Genomic DNA, 26,132 nt, shown 5'->3' on the forward strand with positions numbered 1-26,132 from the left:
ACCATCAAATGGCAAGTTCCGTATAAGGAATGGGAAGCTTGTGATAGTCTTGTCACATAAATTCTGCTGTTCTATCAATAACTTTTATCTATAAATCAAGAATACGCTCCGGAGACGCCAGTTAAATTTGGTGCGTGACTAGCTTTGTCGGGGTGGTGGCAAGTAAAACCGATGTGGCTCGGGACATAGATCTTAGTTTCTCACCAAGAAAAATTGGTGCAATTTCTCACGATCATTGCGATGCACAAACGATCACGTCGGATCGGCGGCTTTAAATTGAGGTGTTTAATTTGTAATTCTGAATCACCGTGCTCGATATTCAATTGGTGATTGTCTGGCCGGTGCGGTCGATCAGCCGACTGAAAGGTGTGTCCATTTGGGTGAAGACGGGACATCCGAGTGTTGAATTTAGCGCATCAACCAGTTCGGGAATCGAATCGACTCCGATAAAGCGACCGCCTGTTGCCGCAGCGAGGCATTTCATATCGCCGATATCGCGTTCGTTCGATTCGATCATGTCCTTCATTCGATAGCCAACGACATGGATCGTGATTGCCTTGGCGGTGGCATTGAGAGCTTTCGCAAGCTTGCATGGCTCGCCTCCGCACGTTTCCGCGCCGTCTGTCAGCAGAACGATAACGGCAGCCTTGTTGCGATAATCGAGAACATTAGCTGCCTCAGCGACTGAGCTGGTCAAAGGCGTGCGGCCATCGGGGGAAATGCCGGTTAGTTCAGTCATAATCTGCGGCGCTGCATTGAATGCCGGTCGCAGATTCAATGTGAAATGACAGTGCCCGCCGGGGCCGTAAGTTATAAGGCCGAGACGCCTTTGAGGTGTGACGTGGGGTAAGCTTTGCGCCAATGCGTTACGTGCATCGTCAATCCGCGTTACGCTACTGCCGGGGCTATAAGCGTCAATTCCCGACATTGATCCGGATGCATCAAAGACGAGCATTGCATCCTCAATGCAGCTCGACATCGGATGTTTGTCGAATTCGGCAACCGCGCTTGATCCAGATAAGAGTGCTGCGGAAATAAATCCGATTAGCTTTCGCGCGTTACCCATGCCCAAAATTCCGAACGCGATCGTGTTTCATTTATCCATGTAAACATGCGGCCCGCTGCGGGCGAGTGCAACGACTATGATTGTCGTAACTTTGTATTTTTCAGCAATGTTACGAACCGCACCGCGCGCGCAGTTTTCGCTCGGTAGCAAGACGCGATGGAGATCAATCAGTGACGTCTGTTGTGGTGGCGCGCAGTGTTTTCGGATTGCGGTTATTGGCGGGAGAAATAGCCTGGGTCGGGCACGCTTCTACGCAGGCATAGCAGCGAATGCACTCATGCTCATCGATGAAAAGGGTGTTGTAGTAGAGGGGTGAGGATACGGCGGGAACAACACGCTCATATCCAACCATTGTTCCATCGGAGCCACGATTCAATTTCGACACGTCAACGATGCATGTCGGTTGTGGCTTTACCATTAGGCATTCATCGCAGAGCACGCATTTCGTATTGTCGATGACCGGCGCCGGCGAACTCATATCCTCGAATTTGTCGTATGCAATATGGTGCTTCGGCATGTTGGCGGCGAGGAGTATTTCGATGCCGTCGTCAATCATGGCTGGGGGGCCGCAAAAATATGCCCGAGCCTTGCTTACATCCAATATTCCCTGCTTGATAAGTACATCCCGAACATGATTGGTGCCGCGTCCTCGTACGCCACGCCATTTGCTTTTGGCGGGTTCGCGCGACAATGTCGGGATGAAATGCAGCTTGTAATCAGGGTGCCAATTGCGCGCGAGAACTTCTAATTCTTTTTGACAGTAGAGGTCGCGCTGGCTGCGTGCGCTGTAAATGTAATACGCATCGCGAGGTAGTTTGGCGTGGGCGGCGTATTCGAGAATGGAATGAATTGCGCTCATACCGCTGCCGCCCGCGATACCGAGAATTGGATCTGTGCTCCCATCGAGCAAGAACTTGCCCATTGGACCACTCACGGTGAGTGGTTCGCCCGTCCGATCTGCTGCTGTTAGCCAAGTAGTAAATTCGCCGCCGGGCACGTAACGGATGAAGAAAGTCAGTTCAAAAGGGCGTTCTGCTTCTGGGGCCTTGGCCAATGAATAGGAGCGCGGTTTCTTGATATCCTTGTGGCGCAATACTGCGTATTGACCAGCTCTGAAACCGAAGGAATCTCCGTCGTTTTCGTACTCAACGACAACCTCATAGGTGTCGTGGGTAAGATTACGGATGCGGCTGATGAACCCTGGCTTTGATTTCACACGGCTGTTTTTTAAGCCAGGGTCGGGCGATGGTAGGGCAGTCAAAGTATCGCTGAATAGCGCAAAGCTTGAGGGATTTTCTGTCCATTCAAGGATTTCCGAATTGTTTCCCGACTTCGAAAGATCCGCCATCCGTAGGTCCTGTTACGATTTGCCGTACGCAATAGTGCGCTTTAATCACAGGCATTGGGCGATAACAACCCCGCGCTATTGCGAAGATAACTAAGGATAAATACGGATTTGGGGGTCGCGTAATGGGCAGTCTGAACTTCAGTATTGCCACGCGCCAAAACGGTTCAGCCTCACGGAGCTGACCATTGGGAGCTGAAGGGATTTGGTTTTATTCGTGCTGCGAGACGCTTGCGCGCCGGGTTTTCTTTGTCGGCGCGGGATCAATATGGCGTCGGCGGTGTTTGCAGCCATTGCTCTTAGAGAGTTGAGCGACGGCATTTATTAGATGCCGTCGCTAATTCGTGATGCCTGTAGGAATTCAATATCAGCCGCAGACATCCTGCGAATGAGGAGGCGACCCCCTCAGGATATTGTTTGCCGCAAGGTTCGTGGCGTCTTGTCGTGCTCGGGCGATATTGCGTGAGCCGGGCAGGCCTCCACGCAGGCATAGCAGCGGATGCACGCCTTCGAGTCGATGAACAGAGTATTGTAGTACAGTCCGGACGTGTACGCCGGATCGACACGTTCGTAGCCCGCAAAGTCCGACGTTTCGGTTTTGATGAGACGCGAGACCTCGACGATGCAATTGGCGGTCGGCTTGACCATCAGGCATTCATCGCACAACACGCATTTTGTATTGTCGATGACCGGTGCGGGAGAGCGAGCATCCTCAAACTTATCGAAGTGGATGTCGCGTTCGTCCATGCCGGCGTTTTTGAGTATCTCGGCGCCTGCATCGATCATTGGTGGCGGACCGCAAAAGAACGCTTTGCAGTTGTTCACGCTCATTTTGCCTGAATCGAGATAGGTCGATTTGAAATACTCGGTGACGAAGCCTCTGGCGCCCGCCCAGTTGCTGTCTTCGGGTTCGTCGGAGAGGACTTGAACGAATTCGAATTTGTAGTCCTTGTTCCAGTTTTTGCCGATAGCTGCGATCTCTTCGCTGCAGTAGAGGTCGCGTTGAGCGCGGCCGCCGTAGAGGAAGATGCAGTCGCGCTTGACCTTGAGGTTCGCGGCACTTTCAAGTAGCGCCTTGATGGCGCTCATGCCGCTGCCGCCTGCAATGCAGACCATTGTGCGATCGCTTGCGTCGAGCCCGAATTTCCCGAGCGGACCGCTGATCGTTATCGGTGCGCCGCTGCGGTCTTTCTCAGCAAGCCAGCTTGAGAATTCTCCGCCATGAACGACGCGTACGAAGAACGTGTGCTCATTCGGATTTTCGTTTTCAGGCGCGCGGGCAAACGAGTAGGCGCGAGCCTTGGTCAGATCCGGCGTATGCAACGTCGCGTATTGTCCGGCTCTGCTGCTGATGGGTGGCGAACCTTCATCGCATTTTACTACGAGCTGAAGCGTGTCGTAGTTCAAGCGCGTTACGCTCTTGAGAATACCTTGATTGATCTGAACCCTGCTGTTGTGCAGGCGACGATCGGGACGTGGAAGCGGCTTTAGTTCGCAATGCTCCGAGACGTGGGAGATCATAGTCGACATTCACTTCTCCATTTGCGGACAGTGACAACTCTGTTGCTACTGTCCGCGTTATCTTAGTTTCCGTGTACGATATGATCAGGCCATGAGTTTCGCTTTTTCGGCCGACACTTTTTCGACTTCTGCCAGACACGAATAGAATGTGGGACTGCGACCGAAGTCAGTGACGCGTTCTGAATTGAGGGCATTTATGTTGACGCCATTTGGCGTGTTGCTGCCCTTGTATTGCTTTTGCGCAGCAATCATTCCCGACAACATGCCTGGAATGATGACGGCGTAGCAGTAGGTCTCGCCACGGTCGTTATAGATGCGGACGAGATCGCCATCCTTGATACCGCGCTGGGCGGCATCCTCGGGGCTCAGTTCCACTGTCGGCCTCGAGGTCATGGCGTTCAAACGCGGTACGACCTGGAATGAGTCACCGATGAAGTGATGGGTGGCCGGAGAAAGAACCTGTAGCGGATATTTGGCGCGGAGCGGATCTTCCTGGCCTTCGATCTCAGGCACGTACGTCGGCAATGGATCCTGGCCAGGATAATCATTGGCGAGCGCTTCGCTGAGGATCTCAATTTTTTTGCTCGGCGTTGGCCAGCCGTTCTTCAGGAAGTTTCTCCGCTCAGATTCAACGCTTGAGCGGCACCAACCGTTGGTTTCGAATTGCTCCAACGTCAGGCCTTCCATCAACGGATTCACGGGATCGATCAGATCCGCGATCATCTCTTCATCCGTCTGCGTGAAGGCATCACCGCTCGTCTCGACGTAGCCCATCTTCTTGGCCATCATCCGGAACATCTCTGTATCGCGGACGCTTTCGCCGAGCGGCTTGATGGCAGCTTTGCTCAGCGAATAATAGTTCGAGCCGTATGCGGTATGGAGATCCGTTCGCTCGAGCGCGGTATCGGCCGGTAGGACGATGTCAGCGTACTGGCAGGTGTCAGTCCAGAACGTGTCGTGGACCGCAACGAAGAGATCTTCTCTCATCAGGCCTTTGCGCACGTTATTTGTGTTGGGCGCGGAATTGGCCACGTCAGAATTGTAAATGAAGATGGATTTGATCGGTGGGTCGAGCGGCTTGCCATCGATGCCGATGTGGTCCGCGAGTGCCCGGCCAATCTGCACCATGCTGGTCATGCGCGATTCAGGGCGCGTTCCGAGTTCTGGTCTTTGCAGCTTGGCGGTCGGAAGATGCAGCCACTGCTCTTCAAGAACGCCGAAGGCTGCTCCCCCGCACTTTTCGCGCCACGAGCCGGTGATGCACGGCAGGATCAGAATTGACCGGCACATCTGCCCGCCGTTCTGGTGGCGGTTCAAACCATAGTTGGCGCGGATATAGCTCTTCTTGGTCGATGCATATTCCATCGCCAGCTTGGTGATGATTTCTTCCGAAAGACCGGTGATCTTTGCAACTTTGTCGACCGGATAATCAGGGAGCTTCTTCTCCAGCAGCTCTTCCCAGCCGTGGGTCTGCTCCTTGAGGAAGTCCATATCGGCTTTGCCAGCGTCGACGATGATCTTCATCATTCCGAGCGCGAGAGCGCCGTCGGTGCCTGGGCGTGGCTGGATGTGCCAGTCAGCCATCATCGTTGTTCGCGTGATGCGCGGATCGATTACGATGATCTTCGCGCCGCGAGCCTTGGCTGCGTTGAGGAAGGGGATGGCGTGAACGCCGGTGCTTACCAGGTTGGCGCCCCAAAGAATGATCAGTTCGGCGCCGTTGTCGCAAGCTTCATGAATAGATACGGGATGCGCTAAGCCGTACGTGTAAAGGCCCGCCCACATAGCCGCGAAGATGCAGATGGATTGCTCCAAACGGGCAGCGCTCATCTTGTTCCAGAAGCGCTGATCCATGCCCCAGAACATCAGAATTCCGCTTTGGCCGGAATACGAGTAGGGCTGCACGGCTTGGGGGCCGTATTTCTCAATCGTTTCTTTGAAGTTGTTCGTGACGGCGTCGAGCGCTTCGTCCCACGTAATACGCTCAAATCTCGCGCCTGGTCCGCGCGGTCCTACGCGCCGGTGTGGGTAAAGAATACGATTGTCATTGTATACTAACTCAAGGTAATGATTGACTTTATTGCAAAGGTAACCGCGCGTGATCGGATGTGTTGGGTCACCTTGAAGCCGAACGGCCTTACCGCTGCGATCGTCAACCGTGACCAACATGGAGCATGTGTCGGGGCAATCGTGAGGACATACGACGTGATGGAGAGAATGCTCTGCGGGAACTGGTAGTCTGGTGCTAATGAGCGTCATATTGCTCCTCCGATTTTCTTTTCTTCGAAGCGATTTGGCCCCATTTGCGGTGTCTCATCGCTCCCGCTCGATTATTCATCGAGGTTGATTAGTCGTGTCTGCACTCTAGAATAACACTAAGTTCAGGTCGTCTAAATAACAATTTCTGCAAATTACGGATTGCTCGCTGTCAACAAGAAGTCATTGAGCGTTATCTCGGCCGGTCCGCATGATTATTTATTTTCTGAATGTATATATATATGCGGAATACGCATGTAATTGTTCAATTCAGAGGTTGGCGGCGGAGAGATCTCTCTGGCTTATTGGTTGGCAGTTGCGAACTTGCGGTGTCGTTCGATGCTACTCACATAAAGATGCAGCCGCTGGGAGTAAGCGCGACAGGCAAATTGCCGAGATCGCGGAGCACAGATGCAAGGCGGAAACTCGTCAGCCGCTCGCTAATTTCCTTTTCGGACGTACGCTCCAGGAAGCTCCGATGCACGCGAACTATGTGGACCTGGCCCAAGGATTTTAGCTGAAGAACGATCTCATCTTCGTTCTCGTGTATGCGGGCGATGTCGAACTGAGGAAACTCGGTTCGTAAATACGACATTACTTCCGATAGGCCCGCTTCCGGCTGACTATGCTCCATTTCAAGTGGCGCTCGCGTGTCGGCATCAGCAGATATGTCAGTGTGCATCTGTAGATTTGACTGCTCTATGCCGTTGCCGATGGTCCGACGTGAGTATCGTGGCCCAGATAGAATGCCTTGATATCGTCGCGCTGACGGAGCTCGGCCGTTTTCCCATTGAGAGCTACTTTGCCGTTTTCCAGAACGTAAGCTCGGTCGGCGTATCGCAATGCAATGTTTGAGTTTTGCTCTGCTACGAGTAGCGAGAGGTTCTCATTCTTGTTCAGAGATTTCAGGAGTTTGAAGATTTCTTCGACGATGATTGGCGCGAGTCCCATTGAGGGTTCGTCGAGGATGAGCAGCTTCGGTTTCGCCATCAATGCACGGCCGATCGCCGTCATCTGCTGTTCGCCGCCGGACGTCAGTCCTGCCAGGTTGTTACGTAGAGCGCTCAGTTTTGGAAATGCAGCATAGATGCGATCGAGATCCCTGCTCAGTTCGCTGCGGCTGATCCGCCGCGAGAGGGCTCCCGTCAGCAAGTTTTCTTCCACAGTCAGCGCTGGGAAGCAGTGGCGGCCTTCAAGCACCTGAACCAAACCTCTTTCGACGAGGTCAGCCGCCGTGAGATCTTTCGTCGATTTGCCTTCAAACAGAATGTCGCCGCGTTCGATTTTACCGCGTTCTGCAGCAAGCAGATTAGAGGCAGCCATCAATGTGGTTGTTTTGCCAGCGCCGTTGGCGCCCAGGAGAGCAACGATTTCACCGGGCTCTACCGACAGGCTCACGCCGCGTAGGGCGATGATCCCGAGGTTATAGACGGCCTCGATCTGGTCGATCTTTAGGATAGCTGTTTGTGTCATCTTCATCTTCAGCGTGCTTGCCCCGTCTGGCAGTGCCGAAGACCGGCACTGCCAGATATTTGGGAACAGGGCTTCTAGCTTATTTCTGTGCGGTTTCTTCTTCAGCGCAATTCCGCGGAGTTATACCCTTCTCCTTGGCATATGCGGCTGAAGCATTTTCGATGATAGGACGAAGCATTGCCCAGTCCGGCTTGATCCAGTCTGTGACCGGCTCATACTTCGTGCCATCCCACTTCTGGAAGATGAGCAAGCCATTTCCTTCGTGGTTTTCGCACGTCACGTTGATGGAGTGGAACAAGCCCTTTGCACCAACCTTATCGACAGCGGCCTCATCAAGATTGAGATGTTCGAGGCCCCAGCGGAATTCATCGCCGGTCAGCATTTTGTTGCCGAACTTCTTCTGTGCGACGCGCATTGCTTCGACAGTCAACATGCCGTTCACAATGCCAAGGTTGTGATAGACGCTGCCGATGCGTGATTTATCGGCGAGATCGCCCTTGTTCGCACCATAGACAGTTTTGATAATGTCCTGGAGGATCGGCGAAGACGTGCCAGACGTCTGGGTCGTAACAGCAGTGTATCCGATACCTGCATCGCCGGCGGGCTTCACGTCTTCTTCCGAGTTCGACCAGATGTTGCCGACGATCTTATCGATCGGATATCCGGTGCGGCGTGCCGTCTTGAGCGCCACGGGATTCATAATTCCCCAACCGCGGAGGATGATGAAGTCCGGCTTGTAGCGCTTGATTTCGAGCCACTGAGATCCTTGTTCGGCGCCCGGATGAGGGACTTCGATGTCCTTCACTTCAAAGCCGTACTTTTCACCCAGCTGCTTCAAGAGAGGGGTCGTCTCTTTGCCATAGGGAGAGCCGTGGAAAAGGATGACGATCTTTTTCCCTTTGAGGTTCTCCATGCCGCCAAACTTGGATCCAATGTACTGGACGATGGCGGATGTTTCGCTGCCCGAGTTCGTGAGAAGCGGGAACAGGTATTTGAAGACGCGTCCGTCTGATGATTCAGTACGACCATGGTTGATTGTCGTAAGCGGAACCTGGTCAGCGGTGATCTTATCGGTCATCGCGTAGGAGATGCCGACGCTGAGAGGAGTCCAGACGCCCGGAGGAGGATTGTGATCCTTCATTCTCTGGTAGCACTCGACGCCCTTCTCGACTTCGTAACCCGTTTCGCATTCGCTCCACGTCAGCTTGACGCCGTTGACGCCGCCGTCGCGCATATTGATCAGGTTCATATAGTCGATCATGCCACCGAAGAAGCCTGTGCCGCCGGCGGCGTAGGGGCCCTGTCGATAAACCTGTAGCGGGAAGTACTGTTCCTCAGCGGATGATGGTGTGGCACCAAGTGAAAATGCAATCAGTGATCCGAGTGCCAGGCTCTTCAGATAGCCTCGCCCCATTCCGAATGATTTAGTCATATTGGCCGTTTCCTTCTGATACGCTTGTTTGTTTTTATCAGTTTGGCTTGTTTTTATTTTCCGTTTGCCGTGTGGAAACTACGAGTAAATCGCTGCTAGTCTTAGGTGTTTCCGATTGTCTGTAAGTCGCTTGTTTTCTCCTTATCGTTTTTGTTGGCGCCAGTTATTTTGCGCCACATCCGGTCGATCAGCGCAGACAATCCATCGGGCTCAAAAATGAGAACGAGAATGATCAGGGCGCCGATAATGATTTTCTGGCAGTTCTCAAGAATGCCGGCGTTTAGATCGGCAAACAGATAGCCGCCTACTCGCGAAAGCAGCAGTGGGAATGCCACCATGAATGCTGCACCAAGATACGATCCACGAATGGTCGCCAGACCGCCAATGATGATGCAGAAGAGCACGCTGAAAGAGCGATTGAGATCGAAGCCGCCGTATCCAGCCTGGATCGTTCCCAGATAGGTGAACGCCCAGAGCACGCCCGAAATGCCGATGATGAACGAGCTGATCGCAAATACGAGGAGCTTGGTTTTCAGGACCGGAACACCAATCACTTTTGCGGCGAGTTCATTGTCGCGTATGGCGATGAAGTTGAGACCTGCCTGCGTCCGCACAAGACGTGCAACGAAGATGGTCAGCAGGGCGACAATGGTCAGAGCGACGAAATACTTGCCCTGGATTGTCTGGACGACATACCCAAATATCGAGATCGGCGGCGCATCGATAACGCCGGACGGGCTGTAGTTTGTGACCCATGGGAAGTTCGTTGCCCATTGGACAAAGAACTGAGCAGCAAGAGTCGAAATGGCCAGATAGAAGCCGCGCAGCCGGAATGCCGGCAGGCAGAATATGAGACCGATTGCTGCCGCAAAGAGGCCCGCCAGAATAAAGCTGACGACCATCGTGATATCAGGCACGCGCAGCGTCAGATTATACGCTGCGAATGCGCCGATCGCCATGAAGGCAGCGCTGGCAAGTGAGACTTGGCCAGCATAGCCCGTAAGCAGGTTGAGCCCCAGTGCTGCGAGACCTAACGCAAGTGTTGGCGCTAGGATCGCGTTGAACAGATATTCCGATCCGATCAACGGTGGGATTGTGTACGCCGCAGCGAGGATGAATAGAACGCCGGGCGTAATCAGGCTGTTCGTCGCTCTAGACGATGATGAAGATGCGCTGGTCACAATCAGACCCTTTCGACGAGACGTTGACCGAACAAGCCGGTGGGGCGAACGAGCAGGAAGATCAGTGCGGCCACATATGCGAACCACCCTTGGATACCGCCGCCCAGGAACGGGCCGATGTAGACTTCCGAAAGCTTCTCAGCAGCGCCGATGATAAGGCCGCCGACAATCGCTCCGGCAATCGAGTCAAAGCCACCCAACACCAGAACCGGGAGTGCCTTCAGAACCACGAGCGAGAGTGAGAACTGAACACCAATGCGGGCGCCCCACAGGAGACCTGCAACGAGTGCAACAAGACCCGATGCCGCCCAGACAGCAGCCCAGATGCGCGGCAAACGTAGACCGACGGACAAGGAAGCCAGCTGGTCTTGTGCGACTGCTCGGAATGCCAAGCCCATACGTGTGTAGCGGAAGAAGAACGTGAGAAGTCCAACCATGGCTGCAGCAACAAGAGCAGCGACCAGATCGAATGTGCTGATGAACACGCCGCCAACTTCGATCGGCACGTCGTCAATGCCAAGATCGAGGCTGTGAACCTGCGTGCCCCAAATGATCTGAGCAGCTCCTTCGATGATGTAGGAGAGGCCGAGCGTCGCCATGAAGAGCGTCATCGGCGTCTGGGCAACCAACGGCCGCAGGACGACGCGTTCGATGAGAATTCCCAGCAACACCATGATCGCAAGCGTAATCACGAACGCGGCCCACATGGGCACGCCGAGTTCGTTCAGACACACGAACGTCAAGGCTGCAAAAAGGAGCTGCGAACCTTGTGCGAAATTGAATACGCCAGACGTCTTGTAAATCAGCACGAAGCCCAGTGCGACGAGCGAGTACATGATCCCCGACAGTAAGCCACTGATGAGGACCTCTAGAAAAAATTGAAACTCTGCCATTTAAATGTGCCTCTCACTCATCAGCTTCGTGCGGCACGCCTAAGTAGGCGTCGACAACAGCTGGGTCGTTCATAACTTGCGATGGCGTTCCGTCGGCAATCTTGCGTCCGTAATCGAGAACGCTGACGTAATCCGACAATCCCATAACGACGCCGATGTCGTGCTCAATGAGAACGACCGTCGTTCCGTATCGACTGCACGCGTCGCGAATAAACTGGGTCATTTCTATTTTTTCAGTGCCGGTCATGCCCGCCATCGGCTCGTCGAGCAGGAGGAGGCGGGGTTCGATGACCAGAGCGCGAGCCAGTTCAACGCGCTTCTGCATGCCGTAGGACAGCGACGCGGCGAGGCGATCGCGTACAGATGTCAGATGCATGTGCTCGAGAGCTTTTTCGACCCGGGCTTCAGTGATCTCGCGTTCCTGACGCGCGCGCTTCGAGCCGAAAATTTGCTGGAACGTATTAGATTTTACAGCAGAGACGCGCCCGATTGCGATGTTGTCAAAGACGCTCAGGCCTTTGAAGAGGGCGATGTTCTGGAATGTTCGTGAAACGCCGAGATGGGATAGACGTTCGGTTGGGACGCGGGAGAAGGAGTTGCCGACGAGGCTGATAACTCCCTTGTTGGGTTTGTAAATGCCGCTGATGACGTTGATCAGAGAGCTTTTGCCCGCGCCGTTGGGGCCAATGATTGCCCGGATTTCGCCAGGCTTTACTGTGAGTGAAACATCAGTAAGCGCCTTGATGCCCCCAAAGGCGAGGCTAACGTCTTCGAGGGCTAGGACTGGTGTTGTGGTGTCTGCGTTGGCGCGAGTAGTTGTCTCCATTGAATTCTTGATTGATACAACCTTTGTGCTCGTTGCGGCATCGCGGTGTTGAGATGTCATTGGTGAGGCTGTTCCAACACTCATTGGCGCTGTCATTTTGGTTTTCTTGTCCCTAGATTTAGCAGTCGATCGTTGTACGAACTGTACTCGATCGAGCATCTACTTGAAGCGCTTTGCTTGAGTTTGCCGGTACCAAACGCGCCCTCAGCGAGCTCCTCCATTTCATTCTTTCTTCCCCCCTTGAATTCTTCAGAATTTTCTGTCGTCTCATTCGACAAGCAATATCCGCAATGACGTCGCAATCAGGCACGAGGTGTTCAAACACCTTTTAACGGCTCGCGGAAATCATAATATCCGCGAAGCATTTGACTGCCCCATGTTGAAATCAGTTGCCGATAGGGAGGATTTTGTTCGAATGGCTTCGCGTGGTTCCGGGCGCGCACGATTATGCAGACGATCTGCGTAACTTTTGCGGCTAGGAATTTCACGTCGGATCATCGATCACTGTCCTCCGAGCGCACGATCATCGAAATTTCCAATGGTCTCGACTTCTGAAGAAGCGGAGATTTATGTGGACACAATGCCAGCCGTAGGAAGTTGGCGTGTCCGGTGACTTGCCGAGTTCAACCTAGTTTTCCGCGCCGTCTCATAGGGCGCGCGGAGATATATTCAAGATCATGAAACCATCTTGCGATTTCTGCTGCTCAGCACACAAATTGTCTTTTTGAAATTATACTGATTTCTTTCTTGAATGAGCTCTTGCGCATGCTGCAATGCAAACAAAGTAGCTCTAGTAGAGGGATTTTTCGCTCTCGAATCCCCTGAAATGCTTGCAGTTGTGAAGATGTTTGATTGTTGGCGTGCAGCAATTTTTTGTCACCTTGCCTAGAAACTCCGCACTGATTTTACTTGTGGTTGTTGCTCGATTTCCTCGACGGTGCCGACTAAATTATTCAGAACGGCTGCGATGACGTCGTCAGAGTTTCTTATTCGAGAAAGTTTCGAGTCTCTCATCCCGTTTTGCTGGAGAAACCAGGCGTCTGTCATAGTCAATTATGCTTCCGATCCTGCGTTCCGAGAGCCGGATTCGAGGGTGTGGAAGAGGCTTGCTCGTTAAGGAGCTTGTTGAAAACTTTGCTGCGACGGGTGTCATCGAACGGCTGAATGATTGTGCGGAGACGCACCGCTTGCAGGTTCGATGATGTTCGGCGTCTGCTATAGCAGACGCGAAATCGTTGCGCTGGCGGTTGGGAGCGACCGAGAGAGTCGCTGCGACGGCGTCACGGGTGCGGGATCGCGTTCGACCATTTTGAGTTCGATCGGACGGCGAATTGAAATCTCTTCCTGGCGCGCGGGATTGCGCAGAGCGGGTTCGAATATTCGAGTGAGGGATTGAATGTCGAGCTGAGCTTTGGAGGGGGAGATAGGCGCGCTTTTTTCGTAATTCCCCGCGCTTTGAAGCAATCGATTTTGATTGCGCCAAGCTGACGGAGATCTCCGGCCGGGCGTGCTCCTGTTGACCGAGCGGTCCGCTGTCGAGGGGGCGGCTACGGTCAATGTTTACAGAGCTTTTGGGCAAGTCGGGCCTGGGCCAATTGCCCAGGCTCAGCAACGTTTTAGCTTAACGCGTTAATCCGCGAGTAGCGGAACGCCAAGCAGGGATTTTCCGATCCACGTTTTCAAGAGTTCGGTGGTCGGCGCCATAAGGTGGATCGCGCGAACATCGCGCAAGTGCTTCGAGAGTTTCGACCCTTGCGAGTAACCGCGGCCACCGGTGAGCGTCATGGCTTCGTCAACGATGGCGACGGCGCTCTCGGCGACTTCGACTTTACTCGCCATGATCTGCAGAAGTGCGTCGGGGCTGCCGTTATCGAAGCTGGCTGCCGCGCCGTATACGAGCTGGCGCGCTCGCTCGAGCATGCACCAGAGAGCTCCGATGCGATGTTGGACGATTGGTGCTTGCGATAACGATCCCGCATGCATGTGGCGGCGTGAAGCCACGTGGTCTCGCGCTTCATCGATCGCGCTTGCAGCAACACCGAGATAGGTGCCAGCCATTGCGATGATGAATAGGGGAGTGATTACATTGAAAATGTACCACATCTGATCGCCTTCGCGACCGAGAAGATTTGCGCGCGGAATACGAGCATTTCGCAATATCATCGTGCGCGAGGAATTCCCGCGCATGCCCACGCCATTCCAAACTCCTCCCCAGCTCAATCCCTCGGTTGTGCCGGGAACAACGACGCAGGAAAATTGAGCGGTGGCGTCTTCTTTTTCGCCGGAGACAGCGGAGACAACGTAAGAATCCGCGTGGCTGCCGTTTGTTACAAAAACCTTCTCTCCGGTGAGGCTATAGTAGTCAGCGGAATGATTGGTGAGCGTCGTTTGGGGGAGGTAATAGTAGCTCCCGGTTCCGGTCTCGCTCAGCGAAAGAGTTGTGATGTGTTTGCCTTCGCATATCGGCGTTAGCAACGCCTCGCGTTGGGCATCCGTGGCGTTCGCCGCGATGACGTAAGATCCGACGCAATGCATGCCATAGCAGATGCCGGTGGAGGCGCATTCTCTGCTCAACTGCTCGCAAACACGCGCAAGCATTTGCAGGCCTTGGCCCTTGCCGCCGTAAGGTCGGGGGACCACAAGGCCGCCCAGTCCGGCATCAAGAAGTGCCGTCATGCCTTTTCTGGGCCAAATTGCTTCGCTATCGACTTGGGCAGAATTGGCGGCAAGTACGCTTTTGGCAATCTCTTCGACGTTCTTGAGAATTGCTAAGGAGCCACCGTCCCAAAAATTCATAAATTAGACTCTTCTGAATTCCAAATATGAGGGAGAGGCAAATGCCTCCCCCGTATTGATCGTGAAAAAAGTCGGCTGGAATGCCTTGTCAGTGATGCTCGACAAGGGAAAATGCCAGCACCTTATCAACCGGCTCGATGCGGTTTGCGCCAGCGCCGACTAGGCAAGACCCGGCTTTATCAACGCACCACAGCGGGTATGCGCGGAAGTTCTGCAGGTCAGCGGGGATCTGATCGCGATGAGGAATATCGCGAGGAGAGACTTTTTCTCTGCTCTTCTCATCAGCAAGCTGTTTGCGGATGCGGGTGAGTTCCTGCATCAGTTCAGTTGCGGAAGCGCCGTTCCAGGTTCCGACGGCACGTCCTTCAGTCGTTTTAATTTCGTCGCTCATTTCATCACACCTTAAAAGCGATCCATGACCATGCGGAGAATCTTCTTCGGAAGAACGTAGTCCTTTCCGTGCTTCTGCTCTTGAACAGCAATCAAGAGATCGTCCCTGGTAAAGCTGATGTTCTGTTCCCGCGCCATTTCGCAGTAGACGTTTATGAAAGCTTCTTTTGTTGGCGTGGCTTCGAGACGATCCAGTAGGGCCGGATCCTTCATCACGAGATCACCGAGCTTTCTCATTTCTTTTTCAAACGGACGCGATTCCGCGTCGCGCTGCAGTGCTTTTTCCAACATTGTTTTTTTCTTCCGTTTGCTGTGTCGCTGGCAAGAACTCACCACTCCGACGGAGGATTAAAAGTCCTCTGATGAGGTGAGGCTTGAGGTAAGTAATCGAGCCATTTTAATGCCTGCCAGCGGAGTAGATGAATAGGTAAAATCTACCTAGTTTGTGCAGTGCACGTCGCTATGCGTTTCCGCAAAACCCACCTGCTAACCGGTAGAAATTTACCCATTTCTCTTAACCTGCGTTGGCCAACGCCTTCGCCTCGTTGATGCCGGCAGCAAGCGACGCCGTAAGCGCTTCTTCTCCGAAGAGGGTCTTTTCAACGCGAATGGTTTGAATGTCGGAGATGCCGATGAAGTTCAGCCAGGAGAGGAGGAAGGCCTTTTGATAGTCGAGGTTTTCCTCTGAGATCGGCGTTCCCTCGACGTACTCGAGACCGCGCGCGGCGACGACGACTGCGCGCTTACCTTTGAGCATGCCGCCGAAGCCGTTTTCGTCGAAGGTAAATGTCACGTTTTTCTGCGTAACCAGATCAATCAAGTGCTTCATCTGATACGGGACACCGAAATTCCACATCGGTGTGGCGATCACGATCTGATCTGCATTTTGGAAACGGGCGCCAAGCGCTTCAATTGCTTTCCATGCGGTTTGCTGATCTGCGCTCAACGGCTGCCCAGCAAGACCTGCGTATTTTGCTTCGAGTGCGTGGCCGTCAAATGGCGGCAAATTCGCATTCCAAACATCGAGTTCGTCGACCGTTACGGAACCCTTGGATTTTAGTGCGTCTATATAGGCTTCTGCCACGCGGGCCGATGCCGAAGACGTGCCTCTTGGTGAGGCCTTTATGAAGAGAACCCGCGTCATCTCGCTCCCAATCTCGTTATTGGTGATGTCTATACGGGCACACCAAAACACATCGGGCAGGGGCAGGGGAGACCGTGCAAATACCTAACCATGCGTAATCTGCCGGGTGGTTTATTCACCCCAGCCAGATGTATGGAGCAAAGGGGCCTCGATGCGTCACGACTCAATTATCGTCGCGATGACTTCGAGGGTTCAGACTGCTGACTTGGATTGCACTTCAATAGAGTTCTCGGGTCGCTTCTCTACTGAGGTTCTGCGCGTGCGGAGTGGGCTTCGCTGTTATTGCGACGGGGAGTCGAGATTGTACACGTAGTTCAACTGCGCTGGCTTGCGTAATCTCACGGATAGATTCGTGAAGTCATAGAGATAAAATGCGGTAAATCGAATTCTCTATTTATTCAGAGTGTGAATAAATAGAGGCAGTCTAAGCACTGCAAAAAATTTCGATTTCAGCCTCTCCGTTGGGGTTCAGGAGGAATAGAAAAAATGAGAAAACTGATACTTGGTCATCTTGTGTATCTATACACGCCGCTGGGAGTTCTGGCGTGCGTGGTAGGTATCCTACTAGGCGGACATTGGGCCTGGCTCGGTGTTGCAATTTTCGGCTTCAATATCGTCGTCGATACGCTGACCTCTGGTCTGCATCTCCGTGGCGCTGCCGCTGATAAGGACGGTTCGCCAGCTGGTATTCCGGCCGTGCTCAACTCCATGATGTACATGCAGTTGATCTCGTTCATTGCTCTGCAGCTCGCGCTCGCATGGCGTGTTTATCAGTACGTCGCTGGCGTGCCGATCGAAACCATGACCTGGAACGGTTATGAGTTCACGAACGGTATTGATCTGATCACCTTGGTTGGCGCCACGCTCAGCGCTGGTATGCACCAGGGCCTCGGCATCATGTTCGGTCACGAACTCGCGCATACCAAGGGCATCGGCTTCTTGATCTCGCGCTGGATGATGGCTCTCTCGGGCACGGCGCACTTCTGCTTTGCTCACGTCTATAACCATCACCTCGAACTGGGCCGCGCTTGGCTTGGTCCGGAGGGCAACAAGATGGATGACGACACGGATCCCGCTACGGCTCCGCGTGGTCGCTCGATCTACAAGCACTTCGTGATTTCGCATATCGGTCAGTCGTACTTCGGTGTCATCACCGAAGGCAAGCGCCTGAAGCGTATGGGCAAATCGTTCTTCTCGTTGTCTAATCGCTGGATTCGCGGTTACATGATGAGCCTCCCGACCGTAGCTCTCTTCAGCTACGCAGGATACGCCGGCGGCCAAGGCGCCAGCGGTGTTCTGATCGGTCTCGCTGTCATGCTCGTTGTCTGGATCATTTCGAACTTCGAGCTCGAAGCGCTGAACTACATGGAGCACTACGGTCTGATCCGTGTGAAGAACGAGCCCATCGAGTATCGTCACTCGTGGGACAATGACACGGCTTTCACGAGCTGGGCGTTCATTGAGATCGGTCGTCAGGCAGATCATCACGATCGTGGCGAAACGCACTTCTGGGAACTCACCGGTGTTGGTGGTCCTCCGACGGGTGCTCCGAACGCACGCATCGGGTACTACACCGAGTTCACTCTCGCGCTGATCCCGCCGCTCTGGCACTACATCATGCGTCGTAAGCTTGCTATCTGGGATCGTGACTTCGCGACGCCCGAAGAGCGCAAGATTGCTGCGATGATCAATAAGAAGGTCGGTTACGACCTTGATCCGAAGGCGATCGAAGGTCGCTACCTTGAAGTCAGCTACGTCTGATTGTGGGTAATCCCCTTTCAAAATAGATGAATGACGCGATCCACTTCAATGTGGATCGCGTTTCCAGGAGGTCGGAAACCATGAGTATGGAAGCTGTCGCGGAATCGGTTGCTCCCGATGCAACTCTTTATGAGCGGTTGGGCAAACGAGCCGGAATTGAGAAGATCGTCGAGCAGATTTGGATCAATCACACGACCAATCCCGAAGTTAAGAATCGATACGTCAATAGCGATCCAGTCAACGTGAAGCGACTGGTTACGGAAATGTGCTGTGCTGGTTTTGGCGGCCCGGAATCTTATTCCGGCAGAGATATGATCACCACCCACACCGGCATGAATATCAACGAAACTGAATTCGTTGCTGTTTGCGACGACGTGCTGGATGCGCTGGATAAGAACGGCGTAGGCAAGCGCGAGAAAGATGAAGTCCTCTGCATCCTCTATTCACTGAAGCCCGAAGTCGTTCGCCTCTAATCGCTCCAAGAGCGATAGCATTCACACCGAAGAGACATTCTTGATGTTCAGCTTTTTCAAGCAAAATAAAGGCCCGTTTACTGCAAAGATTTCCCCTCTGGGAAAGAGCATTACCGTGAAGAGTGGGTCTTCGGAAAACCTGCTTAAAGCTGCACTCGAGAATGGAATCCAGTGGCCGTACAACTGTCGGGTTGGAAGTTGCGGCAGCTGCAAATGTAAACTGGTGAGCGGCAAGATAAAGCCGCTCGCCGACTTCAGCTACGTGCTGACGGGCGACGAACTCAAGCAAGGTTACATCCTCGCCTGTCAGACGTCCCTCAAGGGCGATATCGAGGTCGAAGTTCAGCTCGAAGATACCGCCGGAGTTGAGCTCGCGAAAGCTCGGACGCTCAACGGCAAGATTTCGAATACCAAGCAATTGACCCATGATATTCTCGAAGTTCAAGTGGAACTCGATGGGCAATTCCAAGACTATTTGCCTGGGCAATATGCGGACATTCTCGTTCCAGGTATTGTCGACCGTGCCCGCTCTTATTCATTTTCGCAATCACCAGCGAATGAAAAACCGAATCAGGTCAGCTTCTTCATTCGCAAGGTGAAGAACGGACAGTTTACCGAATGGCTGCATGGCGACAATCACGTCGGCCACCCAATCGTCCTCGATGGACCTCACGGTAATTTTTACCTTCGTAAGCCTGAAGGACCGATCGTTCTTATCGCCGGCGGTAGCGGCCTGGCACCGATGAGAGCGCTGATGCAGCAGATTACAGCTGAGGGTGTGAAGTCGCCCGTGACGCTGATCTTTGGCGCCCGTACGCAGCAGGATCTCTATTGCTCCGAAGAGATTGCCGAATTCAGCTCAGCCATGAATGGCAACTTCAAATACATTCCGGTTCTCTCAGTCGAGAAGAACGGCGAAGGATGGCAAGGCGCCGTCGGTAATTGCCCGGACGCAATTACTCCTGAAATGATCGATGGAAAAAGCAGTCACGCTTACCTCTGCGGGCCGCCGCTTATGATCGATGCTGCGATTGATCGCTTGAAAGCGATGGGTCTCGAGGAAAATAGAATCTACTTCGATAAGTTCCTTGATGCGTCGTCTATGCCTGCGGGACGCGGCTAGTTTGCCAGTGGACCGTAACGAACAGCTTCAGATTTAGGGATGTCATAGGTATGAGCCTTCCGAGAACTGCTGAGCACGAACTTACTTTTACGGCTGCTCCGTGCGGGCGTTGCGATCTCTGCAGCGGATCGTGCGCAACTCGTGAAATCGGGACGATGCTTGTTCAGGCTGGGTTGCGTCCCACGCGTCAGCGTCTCGAGCTCGGGCGGCTTCTCTTTCAGAATGGTGATCGCCACGTCACGGCAGATTCTCTGCATGACGACGCTAAGAAGCACGGCGTTAAAGTTTCTCTCGCGACGATCTACAACACTCTGCAGCAGTTCACGAGCGCCGGTATGCTGCGTCGCCTAGCTATCGACGGTCAGAAGACCTGGTACGACACGAACATGTCGGAGCATCATCATTTCTTCTGCGAAGACGATAACTGCGTTCTGGATATCGATAGCACTCATCTGGCTCTGAACCAGATGCCGGAAGTTCCGCCTGGAATGGAAATCGCCAGAGTGGAAGTCATCGTTCGTTTGCGGCGTTGCTAATTTCAGCTTCGTCTTAGATCGCGAAGATCTGCTTCGACAACGCATGATTGGGTGCCTCCAAGATTGCTCTCACGGCCTCGCTGGTGTTGGCCGCGATCTTGACTGAAAGGCGAAGCCGCCAGCGAACTTTATATCCGCGCCGACCCATTCTTTGATCTGCTCAAGCTTGGCGACGTCGCAAAAAAATAGAGAGACCCGAAGGTCTCTCTTTTTTTGTGCCCATTTTTTTTTTGCCGCGAGGCGACAATCGCTCAGCGTGGGATGGTCGATTGGGCGTCATGCCCATGCTTTGTCCATGCGAGCATCGAGCCATCGTAAAGTGACGCGGACTTGTAGCCCAACAGTTCGTGGATCACGAACCATGAAATGGAAGCGACGTGTCCGGTGTTGCAATACGTGATGACCGGCTGATTGGGATTGAAGCCGACAGAAGTCATCGCGGCGGCGAGCTGATCTTTGTTTCGGAACGTCAGATCGGGATTCAAGTTTGCGTTGAACGGGAAGGATGCTGCGCCAGGGATGTGCCCGAACTTCAAAATGTTTGGCCGCTTTTCAATCCCGACGAAGAATTCAAAGAGGCGTGCATCGAGCAGTGTTAGGTTTTTACTCTGTAGCGTTTGCTCGACAGCAGGTGTGCCGGTGACAAGTTCCGTTCGTTCCGGACGTACAACGAAATTTCCAGGTTGAACTTCATCGTCATCGCCCCAGACTTCACGACTCTCTGCGATCCACTTCGTCGTTCCGCCGTCGAGTATGGCGACGTTGTCATGCCCATAACGCTTGAGCTGCCAGTAGAGGTATGTCGCGAGGCCGACATCATCCGGTCCTCTGCTTCTATGCGTGAGAACTATAGGTTGATCGACGGAGACGCCTGCTTTTCTCATGACGTCTTGAAAGGCTTCAGGGCTTACGCTCATTCCATCGACGGGGACGCCAGCTTCTGGCATCACGCCGCGCAAATTTTTGTAATCGACGCGCACGGATCCGATGATGTGGCCACCTTCCTTAAAGCTGGTGGGGTCATTGCGGACATCGAGAACGCGCACAGAATCCTGATTGCGAGCTAGCCATTCTGTCGTGACGAGAGGGCCGGGCAGATCCAGCGCAAATGCGCCAGCCGGGTACGACAGCGCTGCCATAGCGAGTGCGATGGTAAAGGATCGCGCCACTTCTAATCCTCCTTGATGTTTTTGTGATTGGTTTCTAAGCCGACGGTCATGTCGGATCGTGTGTCGTGTATTGCAATGACGACAGTACTGCGATGTGCAGCGTTCGCGCTTCAAATTCTGATGATGAGCGTTACGACGCGCCGCGTACGGATGAGATGAGTATGATAGCGTTTAGCGCGTAAATACTGGGATTTTTGAGCTTTCACGCGTGCAAGGTGTCTCAATCCGCGAACGAAAATGTCGCGGAGGATGTATGCAGCTTACTGTCGTGAAGTGCCCGATTATACGACCCAGTCGAGCGCGGAATCTTCTTCGTTCGTCGGCAGGACCAACGGATTTAGATTGTTCCAGATGTCCGAGAAGATATCGGGCGGCACTGTGTTCGGTTTGCCAAGCGCGAAGTAATCGATCATCACCGGCTTGCCGTTGTTCTTGATCGGAATTGCACCCGAAGCGTTGGTGTCGAACGACACTTTTGACGCGGGGAGGATCGCGCAGCCGAGCCCAAGGGACGCCCACTCTTCAATAACGGAGTAGCTGCTTGCCTCACCGGCATAACGCTTGATCGTTAGGTTCTCGGTTTCGAAAATGCGCTTTATGACGTGCGTTAGACCGCAAATGTTAGGGACGAAGACGAAGGTTTCGTCGGCGATGTCGCTAACGCTGACCTCGCTGCGATTGTGCCAACGTGCCTTTTCGGATTTCTTCGGCAGGAACATCAAAGGTTCGCTGCACAGAAGCTGGTAAATGCAATCTGCCGGCTGCGCGTCGATGCTATCGAGCGGCGACAGGATCAAATCGAGCTCTGCGCGTCTCAACGCGTCGGACAGATCCTGCAGATTGCCTTCACGGTAAATTACATTTACGTCAGGTCGAATTTTTCGGAATGCTTCGAGCGCATCTTCAGCTTGGCGAATGCCGACCACAGGCGATACGCCGACCTGCAAAGTGCAGGGTTTCTGAGTTTTTTGCTTTGCAAGCTCTTTAATTTTCTCGAAGGCGTTAAGCGTTTCGAGCACCGCTGGCAGTAGTCGTTCGCCTGCAGGTGTTAGGGAAAGGCTTCGCGTTGTTCGGCGAAAAATGCGTTGACCAAGCTCTGCTTCGAGCTGCGCAATGCCGTTGGATAACGTTGGCTGAGTCACTGCGCAGCTTCCGGCCGCAGCAACAAACGATCCCTCTTCGACGAGCGCTCTAAAGTATCTCAGCTGCTGTAGGTTCACGACATGCCCTAGGGTAGCAAAAACCAACCGATTTTCTAATATTGGAACGATCTACTAAAATTCCAGATCGGTTAGCAAGCAATGTCTTTGATCTATAGGTTTGCAAAATAAGGGTCATTGTCAAATACAATTTAAGAAGGTGTACGCGCTCGGCTATGCTCCTCTTAGCTCACTGAAGAGCAATCTTGAATTAAGCCGTCGCATAGTGCGACGGAAGGAGGACCAAGGTGAAGAAGCATTTGTTGGCGGGCGTTTGTGCCCTAGCCATGGGGTTTGCGGTCATTCCCGGAACGTTCGCAGACGAAACCTGCAATTCGCCGTTCACAACCGCGCTGATCACGGGCCAAGAGCAGTATCTTCATGTCTGGACGCTCGGCATGCCGGGCATGGGCGATGAGTCTGATAAGCTTGTGACGATCAGTGTTGATCCGAAGTCCGACAAGTACGGCAAGGTCATCAATACACTTTCGGTTGGCGGACGTGGCGAAGCACATCACACGGGCTTCACCGATGATCGTCGCTACCTGTGGGCTGGCCGTCTGGATGACAACAAGATTTTCATCTTCGATCTCATCGATCCGGCGAATCCGAAGCTGATCAAGACGATCACCGACTTCGCTGACCGGACCGGCTATGTTGGCCCGCATACGTTCTACGCTTTGCCAGGCCGCATGCTTATCCAGGCGCTGTCGAACACGAAGACGCATGACGGTCAGACAGGTTTGGCTGTTTATTCGAACGCAGGTGAGCTGGTTTCACTGCATCCGATGCCCGTCACCGATGGTGGCGATGGATACGGATATGACATCGGCATCAACCCCGCCAAGAACGTGTTGTTGACCTCCTCCTTCACGGGCTGGAACAACTACATGATGGACCTTGGCAAGATGGTCAAAGATCCTGAGGCGATGAAGCGCTTCGGGAACACGATGGCGATCTGGGATCTCAAGTCCATGAAGGCTGAGAAGATCCTGAACGTTCCGGGTGCTCCGCTCGAAATCCGTTGGTCGCTGAAGCCTGAACATAACTGGGCTTACACGGCAACGGCGCTCACCTCGAAGCTCTGGCTCATCAAGCAGGATGAAAAGGGCGAGTGGATTGCGAAGGAAACGGGGACGATCGGCGATCCTTCGAAGATTCCGCTCCCTGTCGATATCTCGATCACGGCAGATGCCAAGGGTCTGTGGGTCAACACCTTCCTTGATGGAACGACCCGCTTCTACGACATCTCCGAGCCGGAACATCCGAAGGAAGTGTTCTCGAAGAAGATGGGCAACCAGGTCAACATGGTCTCGCAGTCCTATGACGGTAAGCGCGTGTACTTCACCACGTCGCTCATCGCGAACTGGGACAAGAAGGGCGCTGAGAACGATCAGTGGCTCAAGGCCTATGACTGGGACGGCAAGGAACTCGTCGAGAAGTTCACAGTGGACTTCAACGAGCTCAAGCTCGGCCGCGCTCATCATATGAAGTTCTCGTCCAAGACGAACGCTGCAGAACTCGGCACTAACCAATCGTTCCCCACGCGGCAGTAGCCGCTTAAGGTTTGATATGTTCCTCCAGAAAATGCCTAGACTTGTGACTCTACTGGCCGGCGGGTTGGCACTTGCTTCTTCACTGCTTCTGCACGTGACGATCGCGGGTGCCGGCTCTGCCGGCACTATTTATCCGGAGCCCGGAACTTACGAGCTCCACAAGATACAGAAGGCCCCAACGGGTTGGGTCCTCGAGAATAGTGTTTGGCGGCCGCATCGGCTTTCGAGCTACATGAGCGGTAAAATTACGCTGTTTTCATTCTTCTATACGAACTGCACTGACCTCAATGGATGTCCGGTCGCTTGGCTGGCATACCAGAATGTGCAGGAAGAAATCAGAAAGGATCCCACTCTTCATGGCCGCGTAAGGCTTGTCTTCCTTACGCTTGATCCGGATGTTGATACGCCCGAGCGTCTTGAAATGTTTGCGCGTTCGTTCGGCGATGCCCCGAAGGTTGCTCCGTGGCACTTCCTCACCACTTGGTCGAACTCTTTTTTGAAACCAATTATCGCTGACGCCAACCAGACTGCCTCGCGAGAGGTAGATAAAGACGGAAAAGTGACAGACGTCATCAACCACATGATCAAAGTGTATCTGGTTGATGAAAATCAGTGGGTGAGAGAGATCTATACGACGGCCTTTCTGGACCCACAGGTAATGCTCAACGATATCCGGACACTGGTTATCGAGAGCGATCTGGAAAAAAAGAGAACGAACTAATGGCACATAGGTTTATTGCTGGACTGCGCCCTCCAAGCGTCGGGCGCGTCCAGAAGGTATCAGTCGCGCTCTTAGCGATGGCAGGACTGGCTTTTGTTTTCACGGCGCCGTTTCAGGCGGCCAATCTAAAAGCGAACACGAATAAGAGTGGTGTTCCTCTCGGATTACCAGAGAAGACCTGGACCGACGGGTCGCCAGAGCAGATCGCTCTCGGGAAGAAACTTTTCTCCGACCGGCGCCTCTCATTCAACAACACGCTCTCCTGTTCGATGTGTCATCTTACAGAGAACGGTTTCGCCTCCAATCAGACAAGTCGTGCGATCGGCATCGAGGGGCGCACCGGGCGTCGCAACGCGCCATCGATTCTGAACGTCGCGTATCAGAAGACGTTTTTTCACGATGGTCGTGAAACCGACTTGGCCCAACAGGCTTGGCTGCCACTTCTCGATCATGCCGAAATGGGCAACACGTCGTTTGGGATGGTGATCGATCGCATTCGATCATATTCCGACTATGACAATCTCTTCGAGAAAGCCTTCAATGGTGAAGGCCCGACGATGCACTCCGTCGGGACAGCGATCGCGGCTTTTGAACGGACTCTCCTTTCTGGAAATTCGCGGTTTGACCGCTGGTATTTCGGGAAAGATGAGACCGCTTTGACTCAAGCTGAGAAAGACGGCTTCGAAGTCTTTTCTGGCAAGGGCCGTTGCACGCAATGTCACTTGATCGACTCTGATGGCGCGATTTTCACGGATCATCTCTTCCATGATACCGGGATCGGATATTATCAGACGCAGTCTCTTGGCACTGGTACTTTCAAAGTCCAGCTGACGCCGGACACATTCATCTCGATCACAGACAAGCTTGTCAGCTCTGCGAGTGAGCCGTGGAAGAACGATCTCGGTCGTTTCGAAGTAACGGTCAATCCTGAAGATCGGTGGGCGTTCAAGACACCGAGCTTGAGAGACGTGTCACGCACGGGGCCGTACATGCATGAAGGCTCGCTCCAGCACCTTGAGGATGTTGTCGACTTCTATGATCGCGGTGGCATTCCGCATGATGGTATGAGCGACAAGATCGCGCCTCTGGGACTCACAGCGACTGAGAAGGCCAACCTGGTTGCCTTCCTCAAAACGTTGGACGGCGATACGAAGCTGCTTCCGCATACCGACTGAAGTTGAAGATGTATTGCGATATATCAATCGCAATACATCTTTTCTCGTTATTGGCGAGAAATGGCGAATATCGCGTGCAGCGCGTTACGCGATTGA

23 protein-coding genes are annotated in these 26,132 nt (G+C 53.4%); 7 read left to right on the top strand and 16 right to left on the bottom strand.

What is annotated here, in order from left to right; all coding sequences use genetic code 11:
- Nucleotides 1-319: 319 nt before the first annotated feature.
- From DLM45_RS12080 to DLM45_RS12145, 14 genes are all read right to left on the bottom strand, one after another.
- Entirely contained in the window at nt 320-1,066 is a 747-nt protein-coding gene (locus tag DLM45_RS12080) for a VWA domain-containing protein (RefSeq protein WP_181337350.1), read from the bottom strand.
- A 163-nt stretch (nt 1,067-1,229) separates the two neighbouring features.
- Complete coding sequence (locus DLM45_RS12085; RefSeq protein WP_181337351.1) at nt 1,230-2,414, bottom strand: 4Fe-4S binding protein; 1,185 nt, start codon at nt 2,412-2,414, stop codon at nt 1,230-1,232.
- A gap of 402 nt (nt 2,415-2,816) precedes the next feature.
- The gene (locus DLM45_RS12090) at nt 2,817-3,941 is read right to left on the bottom strand and encodes a 4Fe-4S binding protein (protein WP_181337352.1); all 1,125 of its coding nucleotides are present in this window, start codon (nt 3,939-3,941) and stop codon (nt 2,817-2,819) included.
- Nucleotides 3,942-4,016: 75 nt separating this feature from the next.
- Entirely contained in the window at nt 4,017-6,191 is a 2,175-nt protein-coding gene (locus tag DLM45_RS12095) for a molybdopterin-containing oxidoreductase family protein (protein WP_281365427.1), read from the bottom strand.
- A 343-nt stretch (nt 6,192-6,534) separates the two neighbouring features.
- A complete protein-coding gene (locus DLM45_RS12100) occupies nt 6,535-6,822 on the bottom strand; it encodes a hypothetical protein (protein WP_181337354.1) in 288 nt (95 codons plus the stop codon).
- Nucleotides 6,823-6,887: 65 nt separating this feature from the next.
- A complete protein-coding gene (locus DLM45_RS12105; RefSeq protein WP_181337355.1) occupies nt 6,888-7,661 on the bottom strand; it encodes an ABC transporter ATP-binding protein in 774 nt (257 codons plus the stop codon).
- 79 nt (nt 7,662-7,740) lie between these two features.
- The gene (locus DLM45_RS12110; protein WP_181337356.1) at nt 7,741-9,093 is read right to left on the bottom strand and encodes an ABC transporter substrate-binding protein; all 1,353 of its coding nucleotides are present in this window, start codon (nt 9,091-9,093) and stop codon (nt 7,741-7,743) included.
- 101 nt (nt 9,094-9,194) lie between these two features.
- Complete coding sequence (locus tag DLM45_RS12115) at nt 9,195-10,280, bottom strand: branched-chain amino acid ABC transporter permease (protein WP_425485235.1); 1,086 nt, start codon at nt 10,278-10,280, stop codon at nt 9,195-9,197.
- Nucleotides 10,277-11,167, bottom strand: a complete 891-nt coding sequence (locus DLM45_RS12120) for a branched-chain amino acid ABC transporter permease (protein ID WP_181337358.1) — start codon at nt 11,165-11,167, stop codon at nt 10,277-10,279. The genes DLM45_RS12115 and DLM45_RS12120 overlap by 4 nt, the downstream gene beginning before the upstream one ends.
- A gap of 13 nt (nt 11,168-11,180) precedes the next feature.
- A complete protein-coding gene (locus DLM45_RS12125) occupies nt 11,181-11,993 on the bottom strand; it encodes an ABC transporter ATP-binding protein (RefSeq protein WP_246317353.1) in 813 nt (270 codons plus the stop codon).
- Between the two features lie 1,629 nt (nt 11,994-13,622).
- Nucleotides 13,623-14,789, bottom strand: a complete 1,167-nt coding sequence (locus tag DLM45_RS12130) for an acyl-CoA dehydrogenase family protein (protein ID WP_181337359.1) — start codon at nt 14,787-14,789, stop codon at nt 13,623-13,625.
- 88 nt (nt 14,790-14,877) lie between these two features.
- Nucleotides 14,878-15,180 (bottom strand): hypothetical protein, encoded by a 303-nt coding sequence (locus DLM45_RS12135; RefSeq protein ID WP_181337360.1) that lies wholly within the window; start codon nt 15,178-15,180, stop codon nt 14,878-14,880.
- A gap of 11 nt (nt 15,181-15,191) precedes the next feature.
- Nucleotides 15,192-15,470 (bottom strand): Nif11-like leader peptide family natural product precursor, encoded by a 279-nt coding sequence (locus tag DLM45_RS12140; protein WP_181337361.1) that lies wholly within the window; start codon nt 15,468-15,470, stop codon nt 15,192-15,194.
- Nucleotides 15,471-15,693: 223 nt separating this feature from the next.
- Nucleotides 15,694-16,323 carry an FMN-dependent NADH-azoreductase gene (locus tag DLM45_RS12145; RefSeq protein WP_181337362.1) on the bottom strand — a complete coding sequence of 210 codons (630 nt, stop codon included), beginning with the start codon at nt 16,321-16,323 and terminating at the stop codon, nt 15,694-15,696.
- Between the two features lie 486 nt (nt 16,324-16,809).
- On the opposite strand from DLM45_RS12145, the gene DLM45_RS12150 reads away from it, so the two are divergent.
- From DLM45_RS12150 to irrA, 4 genes are all read left to right on the top strand, one after another.
- Nucleotides 16,810-18,084 carry a fatty acid desaturase gene (locus tag DLM45_RS12150; RefSeq protein ID WP_210269837.1) on the top strand — a complete coding sequence of 425 codons (1,275 nt, stop codon included), beginning with the start codon at nt 16,810-16,812 and terminating at the stop codon, nt 18,082-18,084.
- Between the two features lie 86 nt (nt 18,085-18,170).
- Nucleotides 18,171-18,557 (top strand): group I truncated hemoglobin, encoded by a 387-nt coding sequence (locus tag DLM45_RS12155; RefSeq protein WP_181337363.1) that lies wholly within the window; start codon nt 18,171-18,173, stop codon nt 18,555-18,557.
- A 43-nt stretch (nt 18,558-18,600) separates the two neighbouring features.
- Nucleotides 18,601-19,680, top strand: coding sequence for an NADH:ubiquinone reductase (Na(+)-transporting) subunit F (locus DLM45_RS12160; RefSeq protein ID WP_181337364.1), 1,080 nt, complete (start codon nt 18,601-18,603; stop codon nt 19,678-19,680).
- 50 nt (nt 19,681-19,730) lie between these two features.
- Entirely contained in the window at nt 19,731-20,216 is a 486-nt protein-coding gene (gene irrA, locus DLM45_RS12165; protein WP_181337365.1) for an iron response transcriptional regulator IrrA, read from the top strand.
- A gap of 251 nt (nt 20,217-20,467) precedes the next feature.
- Here the strand turns inward: irrA and DLM45_RS12170 are convergent, their stop codons facing one another.
- Complete coding sequence (locus DLM45_RS12170; protein ID WP_181337366.1) at nt 20,468-21,385, bottom strand: rhodanese-like domain-containing protein; 918 nt, start codon at nt 21,383-21,385, stop codon at nt 20,468-20,470.
- A 281-nt stretch (nt 21,386-21,666) separates the two neighbouring features.
- Entirely contained in the window at nt 21,667-22,605 is a 939-nt protein-coding gene (locus DLM45_RS12175; RefSeq protein ID WP_181337367.1) for a LysR family transcriptional regulator, read from the bottom strand.
- A 266-nt stretch (nt 22,606-22,871) separates the two neighbouring features.
- Here DLM45_RS12175 and mtoX point away from each other — a divergent pair, with 266 nt between their 5' ends.
- Genes mtoX through DLM45_RS12190 form a run of 3 tightly spaced genes read left to right on the top strand, consistent with a single transcriptional unit; the run spans nt 22,872 to nt 26,036 of the window.
- Entirely contained in the window at nt 22,872-24,140 is a 1,269-nt protein-coding gene (gene mtoX / locus DLM45_RS12180) for a methanethiol oxidase (RefSeq protein ID WP_181338307.1), read from the top strand.
- 43 nt (nt 24,141-24,183) lie between these two features.
- Complete coding sequence (locus DLM45_RS12185; RefSeq protein ID WP_343062296.1) at nt 24,184-24,861, top strand: SCO family protein; 678 nt, start codon at nt 24,184-24,186, stop codon at nt 24,859-24,861.
- Nucleotides 24,861-26,036 carry a cytochrome-c peroxidase gene (locus DLM45_RS12190; protein WP_181337368.1) on the top strand — a complete coding sequence of 392 codons (1,176 nt, stop codon included), beginning with the start codon at nt 24,861-24,863 and terminating at the stop codon, nt 26,034-26,036. The genes DLM45_RS12185 and DLM45_RS12190 overlap by 1 nt, the downstream gene beginning before the upstream one ends.
- The last annotated feature ends 96 nt before the right edge of the window (nt 26,037-26,132 follow it).

This window comes from Hyphomicrobium methylovorum (assembly GCF_013626205.1).
Lineage (GTDB): Bacteria > Pseudomonadota > Alphaproteobacteria > Rhizobiales > Hyphomicrobiaceae > Hyphomicrobium_B > Hyphomicrobium_B methylovorum.

Bases quoted from the DNA above. Each gene is read 5' to 3' on its own strand.
- DLM45_RS12080 (WP_181337350.1), bottom strand. From the start codon at position 1,066: ATGGGTAACGCGCGAAAGCTAATCGGATTTATTTCCGCAGCACTCTTA.
- DLM45_RS12150 (WP_210269837.1), top strand. From the start codon at position 16,810: ATGAGAAAACTGATACTTGGTCATCTTGTGTATCTATACACGCCGCTG.
- DLM45_RS12145 (WP_181337362.1), bottom strand. From the start codon at position 16,323: ATGACGCGGGTTCTCTTCATAAAGGCCTCACCAAGAGGCACGTCTTCG.
- DLM45_RS12155 (WP_181337363.1), top strand. From the start codon at position 18,171: ATGGAAGCTGTCGCGGAATCGGTTGCTCCCGATGCAACTCTTTATGAG.
- DLM45_RS12090 (WP_181337352.1), bottom strand. From the start codon at position 3,941: ATGTCGACTATGATCTCCCACGTCTCGGAGCATTGCGAACTAAAGCCG.
- DLM45_RS12160 (WP_181337364.1), top strand. From the start codon at position 18,601: ATGTTCAGCTTTTTCAAGCAAAATAAAGGCCCGTTTACTGCAAAGATT.
- irrA (WP_181337365.1), top strand. From the start codon at position 19,731: ATGAGCCTTCCGAGAACTGCTGAGCACGAACTTACTTTTACGGCTGCT.
- DLM45_RS12105 (WP_181337355.1), bottom strand. From the start codon at position 7,661: ATGACACAAACAGCTATCCTAAAGATCGACCAGATCGAGGCCGTCTAT.
- DLM45_RS12110 (WP_181337356.1), bottom strand. From the start codon at position 9,093: ATGACTAAATCATTCGGAATGGGGCGAGGCTATCTGAAGAGCCTGGCA.
- DLM45_RS12125 (WP_246317353.1), bottom strand. From the start codon at position 11,993: ATGGAGACAACTACTCGCGCCAACGCAGACACCACAACACCAGTCCTA.
- DLM45_RS12095 (WP_281365427.1), bottom strand. From the start codon at position 6,191: ATGACGCTCATTAGCACCAGACTACCAGTTCCCGCAGAGCATTCTCTC.
- DLM45_RS12190 (WP_181337368.1), top strand. From the start codon at position 24,861: ATGGCACATAGGTTTATTGCTGGACTGCGCCCTCCAAGCGTCGGGCGC.
- mtoX (WP_181338307.1), top strand. From the start codon at position 22,872: ATGGGGTTTGCGGTCATTCCCGGAACGTTCGCAGACGAAACCTGCAAT.
- DLM45_RS12135 (WP_181337360.1), bottom strand. From the start codon at position 15,180: ATGAGCGACGAAATTAAAACGACTGAAGGACGTGCCGTCGGAACCTGG.
- DLM45_RS12140 (WP_181337361.1), bottom strand. From the start codon at position 15,470: ATGTTGGAAAAAGCACTGCAGCGCGACGCGGAATCGCGTCCGTTTGAA.
- DLM45_RS12100 (WP_181337354.1), bottom strand. From the start codon at position 6,822: ATGGAGCATAGTCAGCCGGAAGCGGGCCTATCGGAAGTAATGTCGTAT.
- DLM45_RS12085 (WP_181337351.1), bottom strand. From the start codon at position 2,414: ATGGCGGATCTTTCGAAGTCGGGAAACAATTCGGAAATCCTTGAATGG.
- DLM45_RS12120 (WP_181337358.1), bottom strand. From the start codon at position 11,167: ATGGCAGAGTTTCAATTTTTTCTAGAGGTCCTCATCAGTGGCTTACTG.
- DLM45_RS12130 (WP_181337359.1), bottom strand. From the start codon at position 14,789: ATGAATTTTTGGGACGGTGGCTCCTTAGCAATTCTCAAGAACGTCGAA.